This is a genomic window from Vreelandella zhaodongensis, from assembly GCF_013415115.1.
GTDB lineage: Bacteria > Pseudomonadota > Gammaproteobacteria > Pseudomonadales > Halomonadaceae > Vreelandella > Vreelandella zhaodongensis.
In genome coordinates, this window is sequence record NZ_JACCDD010000003.1 from 160,974 (window position 1) to 182,016 (window position 21,043).

The 21,043-nt window shown below is 54.0% G+C and carries 21 protein-coding genes and 7 tRNA genes; 6 read left to right on the top strand and 22 right to left on the bottom strand.

From position 1 onward, the window contains the following. Positions 1-8: 8 nt before the first annotated feature. The 4 genes from HZS79_RS07230 to HZS79_RS07245 all read right to left on the bottom strand — a co-directional run bounded on the left by HZS79_RS07230 (position 9) and on the right by HZS79_RS07245 (position 5,086). Positions 9-1,991, bottom strand: a complete 1,983-nt coding sequence (locus HZS79_RS07230; protein WP_179927461.1) for a TRAP transporter permease — start codon at positions 1,989-1,991, stop codon at positions 9-11. 104 nt (positions 1,992-2,095) lie between these two features. Next, the gene (locus tag HZS79_RS07235) at positions 2,096-3,088 is read right to left on the bottom strand and encodes a TAXI family TRAP transporter solute-binding subunit (RefSeq protein WP_179927462.1); all 993 of its coding nucleotides are present in this window, start codon (positions 3,086-3,088) and stop codon (positions 2,096-2,098) included. Positions 3,089-3,553: 465 nt separating this feature from the next. Beyond that, positions 3,554-4,240 (bottom strand): type 1 glutamine amidotransferase domain-containing protein, encoded by a 687-nt coding sequence (locus HZS79_RS07240; protein WP_179927463.1) that lies wholly within the window; start codon positions 4,238-4,240, stop codon positions 3,554-3,556. Positions 4,241-4,348: 108 nt separating this feature from the next. Then, the gene (locus HZS79_RS07245; protein ID WP_162218535.1) at positions 4,349-5,086 is read right to left on the bottom strand and encodes a MauE/DoxX family redox-associated membrane protein; all 738 of its coding nucleotides are present in this window, start codon (positions 5,084-5,086) and stop codon (positions 4,349-4,351) included. A gap of 157 nt (positions 5,087-5,243) precedes the next feature. Here HZS79_RS07245 and HZS79_RS07250 point away from each other — a divergent pair, with 157 nt between their 5' ends. After that, on the top strand, positions 5,244-6,029 hold the full coding sequence (locus HZS79_RS07250) for a CLCA_X family protein (protein WP_179927464.1): 786 nt from the start codon (positions 5,244-5,246) through the stop codon (positions 6,027-6,029). A 344-nt stretch (positions 6,030-6,373) separates the two neighbouring features. Here HZS79_RS07250 and HZS79_RS07255 read toward each other — a convergent pair whose 3' ends face one another. From HZS79_RS07255 to HZS79_RS07325, 15 genes are all read right to left on the bottom strand, one after another. Further along, positions 6,374-6,676, bottom strand: a complete 303-nt coding sequence (locus tag HZS79_RS07255) for a type II toxin-antitoxin system RelE/ParE family toxin (protein WP_162218537.1) — start codon at positions 6,674-6,676, stop codon at positions 6,374-6,376. Next, positions 6,664-6,921: a type II toxin-antitoxin system Phd/YefM family antitoxin gene (locus HZS79_RS07260; RefSeq protein ID WP_162218538.1), complete on the bottom strand. Its 258-nt coding sequence runs from the start codon at positions 6,919-6,921 to the stop codon at positions 6,664-6,666. The genes HZS79_RS07255 and HZS79_RS07260 overlap by 13 nt, the downstream gene beginning before the upstream one ends. A gap of 147 nt (positions 6,922-7,068) precedes the next feature. Continuing rightward, positions 7,069-7,485 carry a hypothetical protein gene (locus HZS79_RS07265; RefSeq protein WP_162218539.1) on the bottom strand — a complete coding sequence of 139 codons (417 nt, stop codon included), beginning with the start codon at positions 7,483-7,485 and terminating at the stop codon, positions 7,069-7,071. 471 nt (positions 7,486-7,956) lie between these two features. Next, a tRNA-Ser gene (locus HZS79_RS07270) sits at positions 7,957-8,044 on the bottom strand. A gap of 93 nt (positions 8,045-8,137) precedes the next feature. Beyond that, positions 8,138-8,656 carry a YiiD C-terminal domain-containing protein gene (locus tag HZS79_RS07275; RefSeq protein WP_162218540.1) on the bottom strand — a complete coding sequence of 173 codons (519 nt, stop codon included), beginning with the start codon at positions 8,654-8,656 and terminating at the stop codon, positions 8,138-8,140. A 13-nt stretch (positions 8,657-8,669) separates the two neighbouring features. After that, positions 8,670-9,230, bottom strand: a complete 561-nt coding sequence (locus HZS79_RS07280) for a nitroreductase family protein (RefSeq protein ID WP_162218541.1) — start codon at positions 9,228-9,230, stop codon at positions 8,670-8,672. Positions 9,231-9,277: 47 nt separating this feature from the next. Then, positions 9,278-10,111, bottom strand: a complete 834-nt coding sequence (gene queF, locus HZS79_RS07285) for an NADPH-dependent 7-cyano-7-deazaguanine reductase QueF (RefSeq protein ID WP_179927465.1) — start codon at positions 10,109-10,111, stop codon at positions 9,278-9,280. Positions 10,112-10,193: 82 nt separating this feature from the next. Further along, on the bottom strand, positions 10,194-10,967 hold the full coding sequence (locus tag HZS79_RS07290) for an ABC transporter permease (protein ID WP_179927466.1): 774 nt from the start codon (positions 10,965-10,967) through the stop codon (positions 10,194-10,196). Then, the gene (locus tag HZS79_RS07295; protein ID WP_179927467.1) at positions 10,964-11,926 is read right to left on the bottom strand and encodes an ABC transporter ATP-binding protein; all 963 of its coding nucleotides are present in this window, start codon (positions 11,924-11,926) and stop codon (positions 10,964-10,966) included. The genes HZS79_RS07290 and HZS79_RS07295 overlap by 4 nt, the downstream gene beginning before the upstream one ends. Before the next feature lie 243 nt (positions 11,927-12,169). Continuing rightward, positions 12,170-12,244: transfer RNA gene (locus tag HZS79_RS07300), tRNA-Gly, on the bottom strand. A gap of 47 nt (positions 12,245-12,291) precedes the next feature. After that, positions 12,292-12,367 (bottom strand) — tRNA-Glu (locus HZS79_RS07305). Positions 12,368-12,388: 21 nt separating this feature from the next. After that, positions 12,389-12,463: transfer RNA gene (locus HZS79_RS07310), tRNA-Gly, on the bottom strand. 27 nt (positions 12,464-12,490) lie between these two features. Further along, positions 12,491-12,566 (bottom strand) — tRNA-Glu (locus HZS79_RS07315). A 21-nt stretch (positions 12,567-12,587) separates the two neighbouring features. Continuing rightward, positions 12,588-12,662, bottom strand: a tRNA-Gly gene (locus tag HZS79_RS07320). Between the two features lie 25 nt (positions 12,663-12,687). Further along, positions 12,688-12,763 (bottom strand) — tRNA-Glu (locus tag HZS79_RS07325). A gap of 254 nt (positions 12,764-13,017) precedes the next feature. Here HZS79_RS07325 and msrB point away from each other — a divergent pair. The 4 genes from msrB to htpX all read left to right on the top strand — a co-directional run bounded on the left by msrB (position 13,018) and on the right by htpX (position 16,782). Then, on the top strand, positions 13,018-13,416 hold the full coding sequence (gene msrB, locus HZS79_RS07330; protein WP_162218545.1) for a peptide-methionine (R)-S-oxide reductase MsrB: 399 nt from the start codon (positions 13,018-13,020) through the stop codon (positions 13,414-13,416). Between the two features lie 113 nt (positions 13,417-13,529). Beyond that, positions 13,530-14,483 carry a ribosome biogenesis GTPase YlqF gene (gene ylqF, locus HZS79_RS07335; RefSeq protein ID WP_179927468.1) on the top strand — a complete coding sequence of 318 codons (954 nt, stop codon included), beginning with the start codon at positions 13,530-13,532 and terminating at the stop codon, positions 14,481-14,483. Positions 14,484-14,539: 56 nt separating this feature from the next. Beyond that, on the top strand, positions 14,540-15,787 hold the full coding sequence (locus HZS79_RS07340; protein ID WP_162218547.1) for a pyridoxal phosphate-dependent aminotransferase: 1,248 nt from the start codon (positions 14,540-14,542) through the stop codon (positions 15,785-15,787). Positions 15,788-15,876: 89 nt separating this feature from the next. Continuing rightward, a complete protein-coding gene (gene htpX, locus HZS79_RS07345; RefSeq protein ID WP_179927469.1) occupies positions 15,877-16,782 on the top strand; it encodes a protease HtpX in 906 nt (301 codons plus the stop codon). 81 nt (positions 16,783-16,863) lie between these two features. On the opposite strand, the gene pdxB is transcribed toward htpX, so the two are convergent. After that, positions 16,864-18,036 carry a 4-phosphoerythronate dehydrogenase PdxB gene (pdxB, locus tag HZS79_RS07350; RefSeq protein ID WP_179927470.1) on the bottom strand — a complete coding sequence of 391 codons (1,173 nt, stop codon included), beginning with the start codon at positions 18,034-18,036 and terminating at the stop codon, positions 16,864-16,866. 84 nt (positions 18,037-18,120) lie between these two features. On the opposite strand from pdxB, the gene HZS79_RS07355 reads away from it, so the two are divergent. Beyond that, positions 18,121-18,402 (top strand): WGR domain-containing protein, encoded by a 282-nt coding sequence (locus HZS79_RS07355; protein WP_162218550.1) that lies wholly within the window; start codon positions 18,121-18,123, stop codon positions 18,400-18,402. Between the two features lie 22 nt (positions 18,403-18,424). On the opposite strand, the gene HZS79_RS07360 is transcribed toward HZS79_RS07355, so the two are convergent. Next, a complete protein-coding gene (locus HZS79_RS07360; protein ID WP_179927471.1) occupies positions 18,425-18,760 on the bottom strand; it encodes a glutaredoxin family protein in 336 nt (111 codons plus the stop codon). A gap of 18 nt (positions 18,761-18,778) precedes the next feature. Next, complete coding sequence (gene rlmKL, locus HZS79_RS07365; RefSeq protein WP_179927472.1) at positions 18,779-21,001, bottom strand: bifunctional 23S rRNA (guanine(2069)-N(7))-methyltransferase RlmK/23S rRNA (guanine(2445)-N(2))-methyltransferase RlmL; 2,223 nt, start codon at positions 20,999-21,001, stop codon at positions 18,779-18,781. Positions 21,002-21,043: the final 42 nt, after the last annotated feature.

Here is a 21,043-nt window from a genome sequence, read left to right on the forward strand (position 1 = left end):
ACCGAACATTACACTACGGGAGTTCCCACAGCTGTGCGATGGGCACGTAGATTCAGTATCATCGCCGCAAGCGTCAGCGCCAACCCGGCGATGTTGGTCTCCCACCCAGGGGTGATCAACATGAACGCACCCGCGAACGCCATAACCCGCTGCGCCACACTCAACCCGGTGGCAAAGTAATTAATGGTCGCGGTAGCTAACGCCAGCACACCGATAGCTTTAACCGTGGCAACCAGCATTATTTCCAGCGGCGTGCCCTCCAATAGCAGCTGCGGTGAATAGACAAACATAAAGGGAATCGTGAAGGCCACCCAGCCAAGCTTCATCGTATCGGGTACCGCACGAGTCCAGCGAATCTCAGCAATCGCCGAGGCCGCATAAATTGCAGTGCAAACGGGGGGTGTGATTGTTGCAAGGATTGCAAAGTAGAAGGCGAAGAGATGGGCATGCAGCGCAGGTACATCCAATGCGATTAATGCAGGTGCAGCTAAGGAAGCCGACAACACGTAGGCCGCCGTAGTGGGCATTCCCATGCCTAAAATAATGCAGGCCAGCATTGCCATAATCAACACTAGAAACAGTGATTGCCCCCCGAAAAACACCATCATGTCCGTGAACTTCACGCCGATGCCAGTAGCGGAGATCATCGATACGATGATCTGTGCAACAAAGGCCAACACCGCCATCATCGCCAGGCTAATACCCGCCTTGCGCAGAATTTCGAGGAAGATCAGGCATTTTTCCTTTAACCCAAACTCCCAGTTGACGAAGAAGAACACGATCAACGTAGCCAACACCGCCTGTGAACCAGCATAGGCAATCGAGTAGCCCGACATAAGAAACCAGATCATCAGCCCGATGGGCATAATGAGCTGTAGAAAGAACATGATAGTGAAGGTTGCCCGAGCACCAGGGATACGTTCGGCAGGCACTGGTGCGATTCCTTCCTTGCGAGCCGATAGGTGGATCACCCAGAAATTGCCCAGATAGAACAGTATCGCGGGAATGATCGCCGCCATCACAATGGTCAAATAGGGAATGCCCACAATTTCGGCCATAACGAAGGCACCCGCCCCCATAATCGGCGGCATCAATTGACCACCGGTGGAAGCAGTAGCCTCAACGCCAACGGCAAACTCGCGCCGATAGCCAAGTTTGCGCATCATCGGAATGGTTAACGATCCAGTAGCGGCGGCATTAGCCATACCTGAACCAGAGATCGTTCCCATCAAGCTAGAGCCTATCGTCGCCACTTTGGCGGCCCCGCCCACCTGCCGTCCCGCTAGCACTAGCGCTGCGTTCATGAAAGCCTGTCCACCTCCAGTCCCCATGACGATCAGACCGAACAGGATGAAGATAGAGATCACGGTAGCCGACAGCCCCGGCAACATGCCCCATAGTCCACTGTCAGCCATGAACAGTCGGCTGGCCATCCGCTCCGGCGAAAACCCCGCATGCCCCCAGGTGCCGGGGATTAGATGCCCCAGCATTGCATATGCCAGCGCCGCCAATGCAAGGATCACTAGGCTCCACCCCAGTACCCTGCGGCAAGCCTCCAGGAATACACCTACCGCCATTAGCGTCAGCACTAAGTGATGTGTCTCAGGAAATAGCCGCGCTCGAAACATGTCCTGCCAGTTCAACAGCACGTATCCCATTGGCAGGATAGCGCAGACGATAAGCGCCCAGTCATACCACGGCAACGTGCTATATTTACGCCCCGGCCGTAGAGAGAAAAAAGCCAGCGCCAGCACCACCCCAAACAGACCATGTAGCGCCCGTTGCTGCATGTGCGGCAGGTTACCGAAATAGGCTGTGTAAAGGTGGAAAGAGGAAAACGCGACCGCCACCCCAGCAAAAAACCACCCCTGCCATCCCATCAGCATACGATCAGTGCGGCCTTCTTCATCGATAGATGTATCCACCTCAGCCAACCGCGCAGTCTCATCGGAATGACTTGGCGACTCTGTACCGTTTTTGTTCTGAGCCATGAAACGCATCCTTTCGTATCGAACAGCGAGCCTAGAGAGACCCGCAGACCCGCTATTCCTGGTTTAAAACAAGCACACCTTACTGGGCGCAAACCGATGTAGCGTTATTCATCGAACTCGGGCGGAATAATACTCTCTGGCACCTCAATATCCTGCTCTATCAACCACCGCACCACGCCAGCATGCAGCGGAATATTGGAAGCCAGCGTGAGCTCCACGAAATCGGGAGGGTTGCCACCTGGGTAGATCGCCTCCATCGCCTCACCCGAGCCAAACGTTGCCTCGGCCAAGTCATAGGCCATCTGCTCGGTCACGGAATCAGACCGAGCAAAGTAGCCATAGGCAAGGCCCTTGGCGATCACAGGCTCAGTCTGGTTGGCATAAACACCGGCGGGCACCTCGAAGGTTAAGGCCAAACCGCTGTCCTCGATCATCTGAGCCTGTTCCGGCGAGAAGCCGATCATGTTGATATCAAGAGTGGCCTGCAGCTCCTCAATCAATGAGTCTGGTTGATCGATCGCACCCGACGTTTTGAAGAAGCCGTCTATGCGGCGATCGCGGAAGAAATCTGCGGCATCCGACATCCCTGCCTGCTGCCAATCGGGTTCGATACCCATTTTTTCGAACAGCGCCATCGTCACATCTTCGGTTGCCGAGCCCAAACCACCGGGGTTGATACGCTTACCAGCCAAATCCTCTACGGTCTCTATGCCGCTGTCGGCATGAACTGCTAGCACATTCGGCGTCGCTGCTAGAATAGCGATGGCGCGCAAGCTGTCATTGGCTCGCCCCTCCCAATCACCAGTCCCTTCCATCATTGCCTGTAGGGCAAGAAAGTTGGCAATGCCCATCTCAGTCTGTCCAGCGTGAACCATTGCCTGGCTATCGGCGGCACCACCAGTCTCGATCACCGAGATGTTCATCGCATCAGAACCGCGGTTGGCCATCGTGGCAAGGCTGGCGTAAAAGCTGTACCAGCCCGACGACGACGCAGTCGTAGCGAAACCAATTTGCTCCTGCGCGGCGGCAGGTGCGGCGACGGCGAGCGCCAATGCACTGCCAACAAGTAACGTACGGATGGGGCGTTGCTGAGCCATAGATATTCTCCGGTTGGCTGAGAAATCATCGATTGTTTAAATGCGCTCACTCCCTACAACGAGCTACTCAATACTCCACTAGCTTGCACGCCATTGACTCTCTGATACCAGCCTCAGCCGTTTTCCAAACAGGCTTATTAAGTCACTTTAGAGGAGGGCGTTTGAAGGTTTAAAGTTTGAGGCAAACGTGAACGCACGTTTTCATACCTAGCGAGGTGCTCTACGTTCAAAACGACGTTTGTACGGATATAAACCAAGCTTGAAATTAAGCGGTGGCCTCATTCCAGCTTGTCATCTTGGAGCGCACCGCCAGCTAACGCGGTATCAACGAAGAGGGGTTGACTAAATTTAGAATCGATAAGCGGGGAGCGTCTCCTTTACCGCCAGCAGCTCTTTTAAGCATAAAAAAACGGCGAGCACTATGCCCGCCGTCACTGGTAGTAATAAACAACAATATCGCGCGACTTAACGCGCCAGCCATGCCATTAGCGCTTCGGCGGTGGCTGCTGAGGAAGGTGGGTTCTGACCAGTAATCAGCTGTCCGTCCTCACGCACGTACGGCGTAAAGTCGTCTGCCTTGCTATAAATACCACCACACTGCTGCAGCGCATTTTCCACCAAGTGCGGCACAATATCGGTCAGGCCGACCGCATCTTCCTCGCCATTGGTGAAACCTGTGACCTGGCGCCCTTTTACCAGCGGTTCACCACTGCTATTTTTCGCATTCACCAACACGATAGGCGCGTGGCACACCGATGCCACTGGTTTTCCCTGAGCAATAAAATTTTCAATCAGTTGGATAGAATCTTTATCGTTCACTAAGTCCCACAGCGGGCCATGGCCGCCTGGATAAAACACCGCATCAAAGTCACCCGCATTCATGTCCACGAGACGATGTGTCGATGCTAACGCCGCGTTGGCTTCATCATCTTGCTTAAAGCGCCGCGTGTCATCGGTCTGGCTATCGTCTGCGTCACTTTTCGGGTCAAGCGGCGGCTGACCGCCCTGCGGCGAGGCAAGTGTTACTTCTGCGCCCGCGTCTTTAAACACATAGTATGGCGCGGCGAGTTCTTCTAGCCAAAAGCCGGTTTTTTCGCCGGTATCGCCTAGCTGATCATGAGAGGTCAGCACCACCAAAATACGCTTGCTCATCTAATGACTCCTAATTGTGAAGAGTACGATAGCGTTGTGCGTTCACTACCTTACCTTGGGGCGTGTTTTCTTGGTTGCAAGGCGCGCCACCTTTTCTGTTCACGTGCGCTATAGCAAACTTTTCAGTGGCATCCATAGCCCCATAGCGACCATAACAAGGTTTTCCGTCAGCGAGATAAAGCCCAGCGGCACATTGCTATTACCACCAGCGCAGGCGCATTTTAATTCTCGCTTATCGATATAAACCGCCTTAATCACCGACACGGCCCCCACCGCGCCAATGAACAGCGCCAGTGGAGCCGCCAGCCAGATCAATGCCCCGGCCAACATCAAGACACCCGCAAGGGTTTCCGCATAAGGATAAACATACCCATAGGGCACATAACGCTTGGCCAGCAGATCGTAGTTAAGAAACATGGTGCTAAAACTTTCCACGTCTTGAAGCTTCTGCAGCCCGAGTAACACCATGGCGGTGGCCACTGCATATTCGGGTAGCCGCGCGGCGAATAACGTGCCGTGGGCCAGCCAACTAATTGCTAAACCAATCAACAGCGCCGTGGCAAAAATAGCGATCACTGGCCGATATGAGGTTTCTTGAGCACTCGGCACGCTTAACCCTAAATATTCGCGCACCTCTTCATAGCCACCGATGCGCTTATCACCAATATACGTTTGCGGCGTCGTATCGACCTGCTCTTTCGCTTTAAAGGCATCGGTTTCATCACGGGACGTTAATGGGTGATCGTGCACCTCGTAGCCCTTACGCCGCAGCAATGAAACGGTTTTCAAACCAAAGGGGCACTGATGCGCATCCGTTTTCATACGATAAACATGTGCCGTTGCCATATCCTCTCCCTGTTATGCAACAAAGTGCAGCCCATCATTCGCTGCCTAGGTATAAGGGTAGACACCTTAGCCAGTCTTGCCGAACAGCCTTTGGCGCTTGCACGTTGCCTTCGATAAGATAGCGTGGTGAATGTCTTTTTATTCCAGCGAGCACGCCGTGAGCATTGAAGCGCGAGAGTTTTATCGCCAAGGGCCAATGCACCGCCCAGAGCATGCCAGCAACTTTGCGCTGATCCGTCGTCAGTTCGATTTTCGCTCGATTGAAATAGGCCGTTGGGTGACTACCGCAGAGCGCGACCGCGCCGCCGAGCTTTTCCACGATGCGCTATGCGATTTAATGCTGATCCTGCACGGCAATGAAGCGCTGATTTCACTGCGTGGCTCGTTAGCCCTGCAGTACGGCAGCGGCGGCAGGCCCGGCGTTTCCGCCCACTACGACCCCAGCCAGCGTAGCTTTTCGCTCGCCAAGAATGCGGGGCCTGGCAGCATTGCCCACGAATGGTTTCACGCCTTCGATCACTACATTGCCCAGAAGTGTTTTAACAATGTGCCAACTAGCGCCTTCGCCTCAGCGGCATGGCTAGCGGATGCAGCCCCGATTCACCACCCGCTCAACCAGCGCCTACTCGCCTGCTTTCACGCCATTCTGCTTCACCCCGACGGCCAGCAACCCAGCGCGCTTTTCAACCACTCCGCCGCCATGGACAAAGCGCACGGCCAGCTCTATTACAGCAAGCCAGAAGAGCTATGCGCCCGAGCCTTTGAAGCCTTCGTGCAAGACGCCAGCATCAAAAACCACTTTCTAGTCAAAGGCACCAAAACCTCCCCCGAGGCAGAACGTGGCCTTTACCCACAAGGCGAACAGCGCGAACGTATCAATGCGTTGTTCAGCGCGTATTTTTCAACCTTGGGGAAAGCACTGAGCAAAGAAAGCGGGCCGTAAAGCAGCGAAGTGTGTGAAAGCACGCAATGGCGACTACGCTTCAATGACACACATTTCTCAAAGGAAGAGAAAAATGCCATCTACTACTACCATTGTCGTTATCATTGTTGTGATCGTTGCCGTCGCAGGGATAGGTTTCAGCGGCGTCTTTTCCTTTTAAGGGGGAGTGATACCAGCCTCACCGCGCCTACCTTTAACCCCACAAATTTCCTCTGTTGCTGAAAAGCACCTCAAAAACCCCGTGGGTTCTTTATCACATTTCAGAGACCAGATGCTTGGGGCATTGGACATGGCTATCACAGGTTTTTAACGCCGAAGCGGAGACAAAGGAGTGACCTGCCTGGTTAGCTGTTCCCAAGCATGAACGCACGAAGCTGCCGCTCCTCTCGCATGACATAGAGGACGAGAATCCGCTTCTCATCCTCACGATAAAAAATGCGACACGGTGAAACCACTACCTCCCTGTATACCGAATCAGGGAGCTCTGGAGGAATCCGTCCGGATTGAGGAAAATCTTCCAAACGCTCGGTGTTTTCAAAAACCTCCTGGACCAAATGACTTGCAGCAGCAGGGTTATCCAGGGCAATGTACTCAGCGATGGCATCCAGTTCCTGAAGGACAGGCTCCGTCCAGATTACTTCAGCCATTTACTCATTTTCTCCCTAGCCCCACTTTGGCTGTACGTTCTTCCCTCAAGTACAGCACGCTCTCCTCGTGAGAGCCCCTCAAGCAGCGCAAGTCGGCGCTGCATAAACTCGTAATCCTGCACATCGACCAGGTAGGCGGATGGCTGACCATGCTCCGTGATCAGTACCGGCTCTTTAGACAAGTGCAGATCCGCCAGAATCTTTGTGGCCTGGCGCTTGAGGTTAGTAACAAGCTCAACTTTCATGGCTCACCCTGAATCAGACTAACAGTGACACTATAGTATCACTCTCCAGGTGGGACAATCACAGCTAGCACCGCCAACACGCGCGGCCTTGTAGTGGAGGCGAAGCCGTAACGAAAAGGACGTCGCCGTGCTTGGCTTGGTTATGTTTCATTTGAGCGCCAAACACACACCCAGAATCCCCAGTCCGACACTTATTACTGCCAGCCATGTTGCAAGACGGACCACAACTTGAGGATGTCCTGTACTTGCTCGAAACTTCCCCCAGGGTCCATTCGAACCTGAAACCTCAAGGCCATGATTTTGATTGGTTTCAATGCCACCAAGACGATTGCGGTACCAACCATTCATGACTATCGTATGCCCATTTTGGCTGATACTTACTCGCGGACTTTTGTTGTAATCCTTGATGAAGTTTTCGTCCATTTCCAGAGCTTCGCAGTACACCACTTTATTATTCACCTTGCTACGAATCTTGACGATTGAGCGAGGCGCAAAGTCATGCTGGCTAAGCCATACCCAGCCTTCATTCATGTCCGCGCGAGTTGCAGCTAATACTTTGTACACGGCTTACCCTTCTGAAACATAACAGTTTATTAGTGCGCATGCGTATTTTTCTGGCGACCGCCAATCCCAAATTCCATCTTCAATCCATTGAAATTTATAAAAATAACACACGACTGGGCAATAAAGGCTGCTAGAAAAATGCGCGTGCGCGTTAACATTGTCGTTAGCCTTTTAAACATTGCGTATAAACACAAGCCAAAAAAATGTAAGCCACTGCTTTATATTTACTTACAAGTAAATTCTCTGGAAAAATAAGCATTCATATTTCAAACCCTTCCAGACAAACACGCATAGCGAGCAAAACACCCCAGCTACTCACCATTCTTAAGAAACAAAATAGCAAAGCCCCCATGCTTGTCACCTTGTATGGGCGAAAACAGGACTAACGTAGCGTAAACCGCATGTGGATAACATAAATGGCAGGCACAAAAAAGCCCGCTGATGGCCTCAGCGGGCTTTTTCTATATTCTGTGGCGGAGGGGGAGGGATTCGAACCCTCGAAGCCTTTCGACTTACACACTTTCCAGGCGTGCTCCTTCGACCACTCGGACACCCCTCCGCGTTTTTGCTCGGCTGTTAAGGCGCTGCCTTTCCCAACAGAACGGCGCATATTCTATGGTCTAAGGCCTAAAATAGCAAGCCTTTTAAAGATTTAAGCAACGGGCAGTACAGCGTAGCGCCCGCTGGCTTCTAGGCAAAGCATGTCGCCACAGTAGAGCTGCTGGGTGAGTGCAATGCTGCCTTTCCCCCGCGCGTGCAGCTTTTCTGCTAGCTGTTCTGGGCCTTGGGGGTCGCTGGGAGTACAAATAATGCGGTAGTCGCTAGTGACTGGCGCAAGGAAGCGCTGGCTGGCTTCGGCTACCACCACATCTTGTGCCCGCCCCTGGGCACGCAACCATAGCGTTACCCAACACCAGCCCTGCAGCGTGGTTTGTGCCGTTAGCGCGCCGCCGAAGCCTGTGCCTTTGTCGTTTAGGTTCGGGCTAAGCGCCAGTTGCCACGTCAATGCCCCGCCCTCTTGAGAGGCGCTTTGGAACATACTCTGAATACCCAGCGCACCCACCATTGGAATCGCCTCCCCTAGCCACTGCTGAAAGGCGTCAAGGTCTTCCTGGGTCTTAGGGAGTGGCAAACGGGGGTAAGGCACACCTGGTTGGCGTGACTGGCTCATCACCTGCTCCTCGTTAATCCCAACGCTCTACAAAGTCAGCTTGATTATGCTGTGCTAGTGGCTTGTGGCGGCCTGCCAGGCTACCCAGATAGATAAAAGCAACTACTTCATCTTCTTCACCCAGTTCTAGCCCTTTACGCACCACGGGGTCAAAGGCGTACTTGCCACTGCGCCACATGGCCCCTAAACCTAGCGCGTGGGAAGCCAACAAAATACCGTGGGCGGCGCATCCGGCGGAAATCACCTGCTCCATTTTCGGCACGCTGGGAATATCTGGGGTGACCTTGGCAATCACAGCAATGATCATCGGCGCACGCAGCGGTTTTTTACGCGCGGAATTTAGTGTGTCGTCGCTGACGCTGGGGTCTTCTTGGAACTCCGCTTCTGCAAACAGCTCACCCAGGCGCTCGCGCCCTTCACCGATAAATTCGATAAACCGCCAGGGGCGCAGCTCTTTATGGTCTGGGGCGCGCAGCGCGGCTTGGTAGATAGCGCTGAGCTGTTCGGCACTGGGTGCAGGCTCGGCGAGCTTGCCCATGGAACTGCGTTCGTGAAGCAGCGTGAGTGCGTCCATTATGACTCCCCTTTTATTGATCGTTGGGCGCTAGGTTAGCGCCGTTGCTACTGCCTTGCTAGGCGCAAGGGGCTGGGCGGCGTTAAACCAGGCGTTGCTCGCCATGGGCTGATATCAAGCCCACCACGGCGTACATAACGTGCCAGCACCAGCAGCTTTTCAGGCTTAGCCAGTTGCATCAGGTCGGTAAAAATATGCTCGACACAGTGCTCGTGAAAGTCCTGGTGCTGACGATAACCGATTAGGTAGCGCAGTAGCCCTTCACGGTCGATTTTAGGGCCTTTATAGCGAATGAGAACACTGCCCCAATCGGGCTGGCCGGTCACCGGGCAGTTAGATTTAAGCAGATGGGAGTACAGCGTCTCCTCGACGATCTCTTCTCCTACCACCAAATGCGCGGCGCTGGGGGTGTAATCACTGATGTCGATATCCAGGTCATCCAGGCACTCGCCCGGTAGGCGTTGGGGGGCAAGTTCGGCGTCATCGACTGCCAATAGTTCTACGCTAACGCGAGCCCCAGCCGCCGTGGCTAAGTCGCGAAAAAGCGTGCTTTGCACCTCTTCTCGGCTGGTAAAGCGCGTTTGGTTCAGGCTATTGAGATAGAGCTTCCAGGATTTGGACTCAATCAGGTTAGGCGAATCAGCGGGCAGACGAAAACGGGCAACCGCGACGATGGGTTTACCACGGCCATTCAGCCAGGACACTTCAAAGGCGTGCCACTCATCTTCCCCCACAAACGGCAGATTATTGTCTTCAATGCCTAATGGGGCACGGTTCGCAGCACGGGGAATAGGATACAAAAGCCCTGCGTCATACTGCTCTGGGTAAGCGGAATCGCGCCCCAGGGGCGCGTGTTCTAAGGTATCGGGGCGATGTGCCATGACTTGCTGCTCTCTATATTAGTACTTATGGGTGCCGTCTATCTGTGCCTATTGAGTGCCCTCTACTGGGGCTATTACATGATTAACTGCGAATACCTTTGCCGCGTTCTAGCATGGTGAGTGCCACCATAAACAGCGCGAAAATAAAGGCAACAATGGCGGCTAGCGCCCAGCCTACCGGAATATCGGAAACGCCCAAAAAGCCGTAGCGGAAGACATTCACCATATACAGTATCGGGTTGAGCATGGAGACGCCTTGCCAGAAATCGGGCAGCATCGAAATCGAGTAAAACACGCCGCCCAAGTATGTCAGCGGGGTCAAAATAAACGTCGGTACGATGGAGATATCGTCGAATTTATTAGCAAACAGCGCGTTAATAAAACCGCCGATCGAAAACAGCGCCGAGGTGAGCACCACCACCAACACCGTGAGCAGTGAATGCTCGACCGTTAAGCGGGTAAAAAACAGTGAGACCAGTGTGACAATGAGCCCAACCCCCAGGCCACGCGCCATTCCACCCAGCACAAAGCCAGATAAGATCACCCAGTTAGGCATCGGCGAGACCATCATTTCTTCAATAGAGCGCTGAAACTTATTGGAAAAGAAGCTCGACGCCACGTTGGAGTAGCTGTTGGTAATCACAGACATCATAATCAGCCCAGGCACAATGAAGTCCATGTAGCTGAAGCCGTCCATTTCGCCAATGCGCGAACCGATCAGGTTGCCAAAAATAATGAAGTACATCGCCATGGTAATTGACGGCGGCAGTAAGGTTTGCGGCCAAATCCGCGTAAAGCGCTTGATCTCTTTAAGCACTAGGGTCCACAGGGCGATGAGGGTTTGCGTTGCATTCATGCCCGCGCCTCCTGCTGCTCACGCTGATCAATCGCTTGCTGGCTGCTTTCCACCATGGAAACAAACATCTCTTCTAAGCGGTTGGCACGGTTGCGCATGGAAACCACGGTTATCCCCTGCTCGCTTAAAGCACTGAATACGTCATTAAGTTGCTGGCCACGATGAATCACCAACGCTAGCTGAGAAGGCTCTATCTGCTGTACTTCAAACCCTTCAATAATGGGCGCTTGCTTCACCGGTGCAGCAAGGTCCAGCAAGAAGGTTTCAGTGTTCAGCTCCGCCAGCAGCTTGCGCACGCTGGTGTTACGCACAATTTCGCCGTGATTGATAATGGCAATATTCCGGCACAGGCTCTCAGCTTCTTCGAGGTAGTGTGTGGTGAGAATAATAGTGGTACCTTCATCGCGGTTAATGCGCCGCATGTATTCCCACATACTGCGGCGCAGCTCGATGTCTACGCCTGCCGTTGGCTCATCAAGAATCAACAGTTTTGGGCGGTGCATCAGCGCACGGGCAATCATCAATCGACGCTTCATACCGCCAGAAAGCATACGCGCACTGCCGTTGCGCTTATCCCACAACCCGAGGTCGTTAAGCAGTTGCTTTGCACGGGGCAGCGCCTCTTTGCGGGTCATACCGTAGTAACCCGCCTGGGCCAGCACGATATCAATCACCTTCTCAAACTGGTTGAAGTTGAACTCTTGCGGAACCACGCCAAGCTGATATTTGGCTTTAGCGAAGTCTTTGTCGGTATCGATACCAAAAATCGACACCTTCCCCGCCGACTTCTGTACCAGTGAGCACACCGCGCCAAGCGTGGTGGATTTACCTGCACCGTTAGGCCCCAGCAGCGCAAAAAAATCGCCCTGCTGGACGTCTAAATCGATACCTTTTAACGCGTGAAAGCCGTTGCCATACACTTTAGTGAGGCCACGGATAGACAATGCCGGTTCGGCCATGAATATGTCCTGTCAGCAAATGGGGAGCACGAAAACGAGCTAGGAGAAGGAATATCGGGGCAATCGTATATTTTTCAAGCCGCTTGAAAGACAGCCACGCAAAAATATCGCCAGTTAATGTGCGATGCAGTACCCAAACAGTAAGAGAAGGTAAAAAGAAAATGTTTGCTTTGATCAGGAAAGGAGACAGACTGGGCTGGCGTTCCAGCTCTCGCCTCTTGGCAACTATATAGAACCGTTGTATGGAGCGGGAAAGGAGATTCGAACTCCCGACCCTCGCCTTGGCAAGGCGATGCTCTACCACTGAGCTATTCCCGCGACGCAAACGGTGTTGCAAAAAAGCAGTACTACGAAAAAGTGCGAGATGGCGTCCCATAGGGGGTTCGAACCCCTGTTACCGCCGTGAAAGGGCGGTGTCCTAGACCACTAGACGAATGGGACGTTGTAAGCATATTGAATGCTTGGAGCGGGAAAAGAGATTCGAACTCTCGACCCTCGCCTTGGCAAGGCGATGCTCTACCACTGAGCTATTCCCGCTTAATCTGTATTACTCGCAAATCGGATTGGCGTCCCATAGGGGGTTCGAACCCCTGTTACCGCCGTGAAAGGGCGGTGTCCTAGACCACTAGACGAATGGGACGCTGTAAGCATATTGAATGCTTGGAGCGGGAAAAGAGATTCGAACTCTCGACCCTCGCCTTGGCAAGGCGATGCTCTACCACTGAGCTATTCCCGCAATTCCGATACCTTAACGATGAAAGTGGCGTCCCATAGGGGGTTCGAACCCCTGTTACCGCCGTGAAAGGGCGGTGTCCTAGACCACTAGACGAATGGGACGTTTCATTGCCTCGTCGAGGTGGCGCGTATATTACTCAGCCGCTGGCGAGCTGTCAAGCAGTCTGAAATCAAAACGCTTTTACTGGAGTGAATAGCGTCTTCGAGATGGCCGACGCGGTGCGCTGGTTCATCAAAGTGCTTCTTTTCGCACATGCTGAACCAGCGCAGGTTAGCTATTGTCACTCTGATGAGTGATACGCTAGCCTGCTTAGTAAGCCTCTGTTTAACGGTAACCAGAGGGAGAGGAGACCTCCATGGCGAAAATAGAAAAATCCCCCGATGAATGGCGCAAGCAACTCACCCCTGAACAGTACCGCGTGGCGCGTGAAAAAGGCACTGAACGCCCGTTTAGCGGTGATTACCAGGTCAGTAATGCCCAGGGTATTTACCACTGCGTTTGCTGCCATGCGCCGCTATTTGAAAACGAGCACAAATTCGATGCAGGTTGTGGCTGGCCAAGCTTTGACCGCCCATTGGGTAAACGCTGCGTCGAAGAGCATCACGACACCTCGCAGGGTATGCAGCGTACGGAAGTCGTCTGCTCGCACTGCGACGCCCATCTGGGACACGTGTTTCCTGATGGCCCCCCCGAGACAACGGGTTTGCGCTACTGCATTAACTCTGTGTCGTTAGAATTTCACCCTGACGAATAACCGCCACTAAATCCTCGATCAACACCAGCAAGGCGGGTGCTACAATGGCTTCCCGCTTTTTTGTGCTTGTATTTTTGTGCTTATATTTGTTTTGCGCTAATTAGGAGAAACCCATGCTCGGCTGGTTCCCCGGACATATGAACAAGGCCCGCCGCCAGATAAAGGACGCGCTGCCAGAAATTGATGTCGTCATCGAGGTACTGGATGCGCGCCTGCCCTACTCTAGCGCCAACCCCATGCTAGCCGAGCTAACGCGTCATAAGCCGGTACTCAAAATTCTTTCTCGGGCGGATCTTGCCGACCCTGAGCGCACTGCTGAATGGGTAGCCTTTTTCGATGCCCAGGAAGACACCCGCGCGCTGGCAATTACCACCACCAACACACGCGAACTGAAGAAAATCCCCAAGCTATGCCACGAGCTGGCGGGCGCAGTGCGCGCTGATCGAGATGTGCGCGTGATGGTGATGGGTATTCCCAACGTAGGGAAGTCGACACTGATCAACGGGCTTGCTGGCCGTAAAATTGCCAAAACCGGCAACGAACCCGCCGTCACCAAGCGCCAGCAAAAGGTGCGTATCGACGGCCGCGTCGCGCTGATCGACACCCCTGGGGTGCTATGGCCGAAAATTGAAGACCAAGCCAGTGCCTACCGCTTGGCCGCCAGTGGCGCCATTCGTGATACCGCGATTGAATATACCGATGTCGCTATTATTACCAGCGCGGAGCTTGCCAAGCGCTACCCCACAGAATTAACCGCTCGCTATAAGCTAAAGGCGTTGCCCACCTATGAGGTGCCTATAGCGCAAGACGTGGATGCTGATGGCCCTCAAAAGCCTGATTTCTTAGCTATTGCCGGTTTTGACGGACACGCCATATTGAAAGAGATCGCCGGGAAACGCGGCGGCTTACGCCCTGGCGGCGAGGCCGACCTACACCGCGGTGCCGAAGTGCTGCTTCACGAACTACGTGATGGAAAGCTCGGTAGACTCACCCTGGAAACGCCAGACGACATTCCTCCGCCACCACTACAAAACGACGAAGACAGCTCGGTACAATCCGACGCATAATGAGCTAATCATCGTTAACACTCACGGCCACTGGACATATTTGGATATCACACCTCATGGACACCCCACAGCCTACAGAATCGCACACGCTTAAAAAATCACACAAACTGCATAACGTCTGCTACGACATTCGCGGCCCAGTGCTTGACCACGCCAAGCGCCTGGAAGAGGAAGGCCAACGAGTTCTGAAGCTCAACATTGGTAACCCGGCACCATTTGGTTTTGAGGCGCCGGAAGAGATCCTTCAAGACGTGATGCGCAACCTGCCCACTGCCCAGGGCTACTGTGATTCCAAAGGTCTCTACTCGGCACGTAAGGCAATCATGCAGGAGTGCCAACGTAAACAGATACCCAACGTCGGCATCGAAGATGTTTATATCGGCAATGGTGTTTCCGAGCTGATTGTGATGGCTATGCAAGCGCTGTTAAACGACGGTGATGAAGTACTGATCCCTGCTCCCGATTATCCGTTGTGGACCGCTGCAGCACATCTATCCGGTGGTCACGGTGTTCACTACCGGTGCGATGAGCAAGCTGACTGGGCACCTGACATGGCTGACATCCGTGCCAAGATAACCAGCCGAACACGTGCTATTGTGCTGATTAACCCCAACAACCCCACCGGTGCGGTCTACCCACCCGAGGTGGTTCGGGAGGCTCTGGATATCGCCAAAGAGCATCATCTGGTGGTATTTTCTGATGAGATCTACGACAAGATTCTCTATGACGGTGTTGAGCACATCTCAACAGGCGCGCTGGCCGATGATGACCAGTTAGTGATCACTATGAACGGGCTGTCAAAGAGCTACCGCTGCGCAGGTTTCCGCTCAGGCTGGATGACCCTCTCCGGTACGATTGCCAAGCAGCGCGCAAAAGACTTTATTCAAGGGCTGACCATGCTGGCCTCTATGCGCTTGTGTGCCAACGTACCTGCTCAGCACGCCATTCAAACAGCACTGGGCGGCTACCAGTCAATCAATGATTTAATATTGCCAGGCGGGCGTTTGCTGGCCCAGCGGGATATTACCGTAGAGAAGCTAAATGCCATTCCCGGGGTTTCCTGTGTAACGCCAAAAGGAGCGCTTTACGCCTTCCCACGCCTAGACCCGAAAGTATTCAATATTAAAGATGACCAGCAGCTGGTGCTGGACTTGTTGCTCCAGGAAAAAATCCTGCTGGTGCAAGGCACCGCCTTCAACTGGCCAGAGCCTGATCACGTGCGCATTGTCACACTTCCCTGGGCCGACCAGCTCGGTGATGCCCTGGACCGTTTTGCCAACTTCCTGTCCCATTACCGTCAATAAAATCGGGGACTTGAAACTGTCATCCATTGCACGTATCTAAGCCATCATTCCACTGACGCTTTTATGACCTTTGACGGAGAACCCAAACGATGATGCGGATTGTTCTTTTCTTGGCTACCAACCTGGCGGTGGTACTGGTGGCCAGTTTTACGCTGCGACTCTTTGGCGTAGAAGGCTACCTACGCAGCCAGGGAATCAACTTTACTGGCTTGCTGATCTTCTGCTTTATTGTGGGTATGGCAGGCTCAATCATTTCGTTGTTTATGTCGAAGTGGCTGGCAAAGCGCTCGACGGGCACGGTGATTATTGAAACTCCCTCTAACGCTACTGAAAAATGGTTGGTTGATACCGTTGCCGAGCTTTCCCGCGAAGCAGGCATTAAAACGCCTGAAGTGGGGATTTTTCCTGCCCAACAGTCCAACGCCTTTGCTACTGGCTGGAATAAAAATGAGTCGCTGGTAGCCGTCTCGGCGGGCTTGCTCAACCGAATGCGCCCGGAAGAAGTACGTGCAGTGCTGGCTCACGAAATTGGTCACGTTGCCAACGGGGACATGGTGACTCTGGCGCTCATTCAAGGTGTCGTGAATACCTTCGTGATGTTCTTTGCCCGCGTGGTGGCTCACTTAATCGATGGCTTCTTAAAGAGCCGCAGCGATGGTGAAGGCGGCCTGGGCTTTATGGGCTATTTTGCTGTCGTTATCGTCGCAGAGATTGTCTTTGGCATAGTTGCCTCCGCCATCGTGGCGTGGTTCTCGCGCTTCCGGGAGTACCGTGCTGACGAAGCCGGCGCACGCTTAGCAGGCACTGGTGCCATGGTCAATGCGCTGGCTCGCCTGAAAGCAGAAACTGAAATGCCTGACCAAATGCCAGACACCATGCGCGCTATGGCCATTACTAAAGGCCAAACCCGCTCACTGGTTGAGAAAATGTTCGCCAGCCACCCGCCGCTGGATGATCGTATCCGTGCGCTGAAAGAAGCGGCTTATCGCCAATAAGCTTTTCCGCCACGACCTAACGAACAAGGCCCGCAAATGCGGGCCTTGTGCTCTCTACATCTTCGCGCAGCCATCCCACCGTTAAGCGCACCGCACCTGAAAGCCAGCAGCTAGCAACGGCGCTTCCAATACCGTCGCACCGTTCTCCAGCACGACGGTAAGCGTCGCAAACTCTCGGCGCAACGGGTAGTTCGCCCGGCAGTGGTCAAAGCCCTTTTTGATACCTTGCTTTCGAACCTGGCGGTGCAAGGCATCGTGGTCGCGGCGCACATCGTACACCGCGCGTGCGCAAAGCCGCAGCGCATCTTCTACCGGCAGGGCCTGCTGTAACGTGAGCTCAGCAAGCGCTGGCGACGGGCACAGTTCGCTAAAACGTAACTGACTTGGCCGGCCGATATGCTGAGCTAATGCTTGCTGAATCATCCAACTGCCGCGGAGCTTGCCATCCAGGCTATGCCCGGCAATGTGCGGCGTTGCAAGCGCCACCAGGTCACGCAATCCTGCGTCTATTTCTGGCTCGCCTTCCCAGACATCCAGAACAGCCGTGATATCACCCTTACCTGCTAAGCGGCTGCGTAGCGCCAGGCCATCAATGCAGTCGCCCCGCCCGGCATTAAGCAGTACCGTTCTTGGGGCCAGGTCGTTAATACGTTCCGCGTTAAGCAACTGATAGGTGGCATGGGGACCTTCTTTTACCAGCGGCGTGTGCAGGCACAGCACGTCGCAACGCTCAATCACGCTATCCAACGAGACAAACTTACTCGCCCTTTCTTCTGCACGCTCTTGTTCTACATGCTCTTGTTCTGCTCGGGGCGGATCACACACTAGGGTTTCCACACCCAGCGCCTGCAAGCGCCGCTGCAAACGGCTACCCACGTTGCCCGCCCCCACGATACCCACCGTACGTGCCAGCAACGACCAACCTTCTCGCTCACTCACTAACAACAGGCTGCTAAGCACGTAATCCACCACGGCTTCGGCATTGCAACCAGGGGCGCTGGCAAAGCCAATGTCGCGCTCGCTTAACAGCGCGCGGTCGATATGGTCGGTGCCAATGGTGCAGGTACCCACAAAGCGCACTGGGCTTTGTGCCAGCAGCGCTTGGTTTACCTGGGTAATCGAGCGCACTATCAGTGCATCGGCATCCGCCACATCAGTAGCGCGAATCTCTCGCCCAGGCAACCGATGTAACGTGCCAAAGGGGACAAAGCACTGGTCAGCGGCGGGAATGTTAGCGTCGATAACAAGTTTCATAGGCGTTTTAGTATCCGAGCTTTACAATATGCCCGCCACGGCTGGATAGGCAGGCGTGTTCGAGGGCATTTTAAGGAGAGTGTTGTGATCGTACGCTGGGAAACCGACCATGACTATGTGTTGGTTCATATTCACCAGGACATGTTTGGCGACTGGATTTTTAGCCGCGCCTGGGGGCAGATTGGCACTCAGTTTGGCGGGCTAAAACACCAATTGGCAGATACCCTGGAACAAGCACAGATGTGGCTGGAGGATGAGACCACCATCCAAACCTCGCGGGGATTTCGCAAGGTACTTGAAGCCGCCGATCATACACCGGAAGGACAGGAAGCCATGCGACAGCTGTCACTGCTTGATGCACTGTGATGCATGCCCCCAGCCCTAACCGTTAACCTAAGAAGCGTCGTCCGCTACGCTGGTGCGCGCCAACGGGTGACGCACTCTCGGGCGGCGTGGTGAGCGCCGCAAGGGACGCCTCGTCCAACCAACCGCGATCGCGCAGCCAGTCACTCAGACGCACTAAATCAAATCCTCGGTCTAACTCAACCCCGTCGTTATCCACCAACACAGGGATGCGTATTCCATAACGCTCTACCAGGGCGTCGTCGTCGCTGATTTCAATGTGATGCAGCGACACGTCTTGATTGGCCAACGTTACCACTAGCGCTTCTAATTGAGCGCATAAGTGGCAGCCTAACGTTGTGTAAATTGAGAGCTGAATCATAGCCGATCTCTTTATGCCTTACGCTTTATGCCGTAGCAAAAACACGTGGTGCAGATTGGTTCGCCGCTGAAAATCAGGGTCAAAGGTACGCGACGTAATATCTTCCACCACATAACGCTCAGCCAGTGCCTCATCCAGCTTAAAGCGCCGCTGGTTATTCGAGAACACTAACGTGCCACCGTGGGCCAGGCGCGCCATGGCCAGCTCCACTAGCCGTGGGTGGTCGCGCTGAACATCCAGGGTGTCGCGCATTTTCTTAGAGTTAGAAAACGTCGGTGGATCCATAAAGATCAGGTCAAACTCCGCATTGGCAGTTTCCAGCCAGCGGAAACAATCATCCCGCACCATACGATGTAGCCTTGGATCCAGCTTGTTCAGCGCGAAGTTATCCCGTGCCCAATCAAGGTAGGTATTGGACATATCAACGCTGACACTGTCGCTTGCACCACCCAAGGCTGCCTGCACGGTTGCCGTGGCGGTGTAGCAAAACAGGTTCAAGAAGCGCTTGCCGCTGGCCATCTCGTTAAGCAGGCGGCGCACTGGGCGGTGATCCAAAAACAGACCGGTATCCAAGTAGTCACGCAAATTCACCCACAACCGAGCGTCACCTTCCTGCACTTCAAAGCGTTCGCCGCTGGCGTCGCGCTTCTGGTACTGGGCGCTGCCGGTTTGTCGCTCACGGCGCTTTATATAAATCTTGCTTGGATCAACATCGAGCGCTTCGGGCAGCACTTCAAGTGCATCAAACAGACGCTTTTGAGCCTGGGCGGGGTTAATTGAGCTAGGCGCCGCATACTCTTGAACATGCACTCGGTCACCGTAACGGTCGACTGCCAGCGCGTATTCCGGCATGTCAGCATCGTAAACACGATAACAAGCTTCACCGCTCTTCTTTAGCCACTTTTTCAGACGTTTTTGATTTTTCGCCAGACGATTAGCAAACATCTGAGCATTTTCCGACACTGCAGACTTGGCAATAGCGCTTACTTGCTGCGCCACTTCACCATTTTCTGAGACAGATAAATCGCTGACATTATCAGGCTGGCTTGCCGTGTGACTGGCAATATCCATCAGCAGCAACTTGGCATCCAGCGCGCCATTTTTCAGCGCGTACTGCTTGTGAGCGCGCAGCCCCAGGCGGTGGCCTAGGTCAGGGTTGCCGGTAAACAGCGCCAGCGTCCAACCTGGAAACAGTGCTTTCGCCTTTTCGCCAAGCTGAGCGTACAAACGCACTAACTCAGGTAGCTCGCCTAAGCGCTCGCCATAAGGCGGGTTAGTAATCAGCAGTCCTCGCTCGGCGGTCATTGTCTCTGGCCTTGTTAGCTGGCTGAGACTTTGCCCATACAAGGTAATTAGCGCAGGAATGCCTGCACGCATGGCGTTAGCTTTTGCTGCAGTCAATGCCGCCGGACTTTGATCAAAGCCCACCAGCGCCGTTTTACAGCGTTTACGGCCAATAGAGGCTCGTGCTTCAGCTTCGCGCTTTAGCTCTTTCCACAGCGGCTCGTTGTGCCCTGCCCAGCCTTGAAAACCGAAGCGCTCCCGATTGAGGTTAGGCGCTTGGTCGGCGGCCATTAGCGCCGCTTCAATCAGCAACGTGCCAGCCCCGCACAGTGGATCTAACAGCGGCTCACCGGCTTTGGCGCGTTCGGGCCAGCCTGCACGCACCAGCAGCGCAGCGGCTAAGTTCTCTTTTAGCGGCGCATGGCCCACATCACGGCGGTAGCCTCGGCGATGCAAACTTTCACCAGAAAGGTCAATCCCCAGGCTTAAATTAGCGCGGTGCAGATGGGCATAGATGCGCAGGTCAGGCGTTTTGGTATCGACATTGGGACGCTCCTGGCCTGCCAGCTGCAGCGAATCAACAACGCCATCTTTTACTGTTTGGGCACCAAAGCGGGTGTGGCGAATGTGGTCGCTACGGCCATGAAAATCTACCGCCAGGGTTTTGCCAGGCGTTAAGTGCTGTGTCCAGGGAAGCCGAGCAACCACATCGCGCACCTGTTCGGCGGTATCGATCATCGATTCCCGAGCCAGCAGCAAAATAATTCGGTTGGCCAGACGGGACCACAGACATACGCGATAGGCAGTTTCTAGATTAGCGGAAAAATATACCCCCGCTACTGTGGTTTTACCTGGCGTGGCACCTAGGGCTAATAATTCATCCGCTAGCAGGCCTTCGATGCCTTTAGGGCAGGTCGCCAGGAGGTTTAAACAGGCTGTTTGGCTCGACTCGGTCATGTTAATCGCCGCGCGTAAGAGCGCGATATTCCTATATATGGC

What these genes read in the sequence shown, in the direction of transcription:
- HZS79_RS07230 (WP_179927461.1), bottom strand. Translation starts at nt 1,991, where the DNA reads ATGGCTCAGAACAAAAACGGTACAGAGTCGCCAAGTCATTCCGATGAG.
- HZS79_RS07235 (WP_179927462.1), bottom strand. Translation starts at nt 3,088, where the DNA reads ATGGCTCAGCAACGCCCCATCCGTACGTTACTTGTTGGCAGTGCATTG.
- HZS79_RS07240 (WP_179927463.1), bottom strand. Translation starts at nt 4,240, where the DNA reads ATGAGCAAGCGTATTTTGGTGGTGCTGACCTCTCATGATCAGCTAGGC.
- HZS79_RS07245 (WP_162218535.1), bottom strand. Translation starts at nt 5,086, where the DNA reads ATGGCAACGGCACATGTTTATCGTATGAAAACGGATGCGCATCAGTGC.
- HZS79_RS07255 (WP_162218537.1), bottom strand. Translation starts at nt 6,676, where the DNA reads ATGGCTGAAGTAATCTGGACGGAGCCTGTCCTTCAGGAACTGGATGCC.
- HZS79_RS07260 (WP_162218538.1), bottom strand. Translation starts at nt 6,921, where the DNA reads ATGAAAGTTGAGCTTGTTACTAACCTCAAGCGCCAGGCCACAAAGATT.
- HZS79_RS07275 (WP_162218540.1), bottom strand. Translation starts at nt 8,656, where the DNA reads ATGAGCCAGTCACGCCAACCAGGTGTGCCTTACCCCCGTTTGCCACTC.
- HZS79_RS07280 (WP_162218541.1), bottom strand. Translation starts at nt 9,230, where the DNA reads ATGGACGCACTCACGCTGCTTCACGAACGCAGTTCCATGGGCAAGCTC.
- queF (WP_179927465.1), bottom strand. Translation starts at nt 10,111, where the DNA reads ATGGCACATCGCCCCGATACCTTAGAACACGCGCCCCTGGGGCGCGAT.
- HZS79_RS07290 (WP_179927466.1), bottom strand. Translation starts at nt 10,967, where the DNA reads ATGAATGCAACGCAAACCCTCATCGCCCTGTGGACCCTAGTGCTTAAA.
- HZS79_RS07295 (WP_179927467.1), bottom strand. Translation starts at nt 11,926, where the DNA reads ATGGCCGAACCGGCATTGTCTATCCGTGGCCTCACTAAAGTGTATGGC.
- msrB (WP_162218545.1), top strand. Translation starts at nt 13,018, where the DNA reads ATGGCGAAAATAGAAAAATCCCCCGATGAATGGCGCAAGCAACTCACC.
- ylqF (WP_179927468.1), top strand. Translation starts at nt 13,530, where the DNA reads ATGCTCGGCTGGTTCCCCGGACATATGAACAAGGCCCGCCGCCAGATA.
- HZS79_RS07340 (WP_162218547.1), top strand. Translation starts at nt 14,540, where the DNA reads ATGGACACCCCACAGCCTACAGAATCGCACACGCTTAAAAAATCACAC.
- htpX (WP_179927469.1), top strand. Translation starts at nt 15,877, where the DNA reads ATGATGCGGATTGTTCTTTTCTTGGCTACCAACCTGGCGGTGGTACTG.
- pdxB (WP_179927470.1), bottom strand. Translation starts at nt 18,036, where the DNA reads ATGAAACTTGTTATCGACGCTAACATTCCCGCCGCTGACCAGTGCTTT.
- HZS79_RS07360 (WP_179927471.1), bottom strand. Translation starts at nt 18,760, where the DNA reads ATGATTCAGCTCTCAATTTACACAACGTTAGGCTGCCACTTATGCGCT.
- rlmKL (WP_179927472.1), bottom strand. Translation starts at nt 21,001, where the DNA reads ATGACCGAGTCGAGCCAAACAGCCTGTTTAAACCTCCTGGCGACCTGC.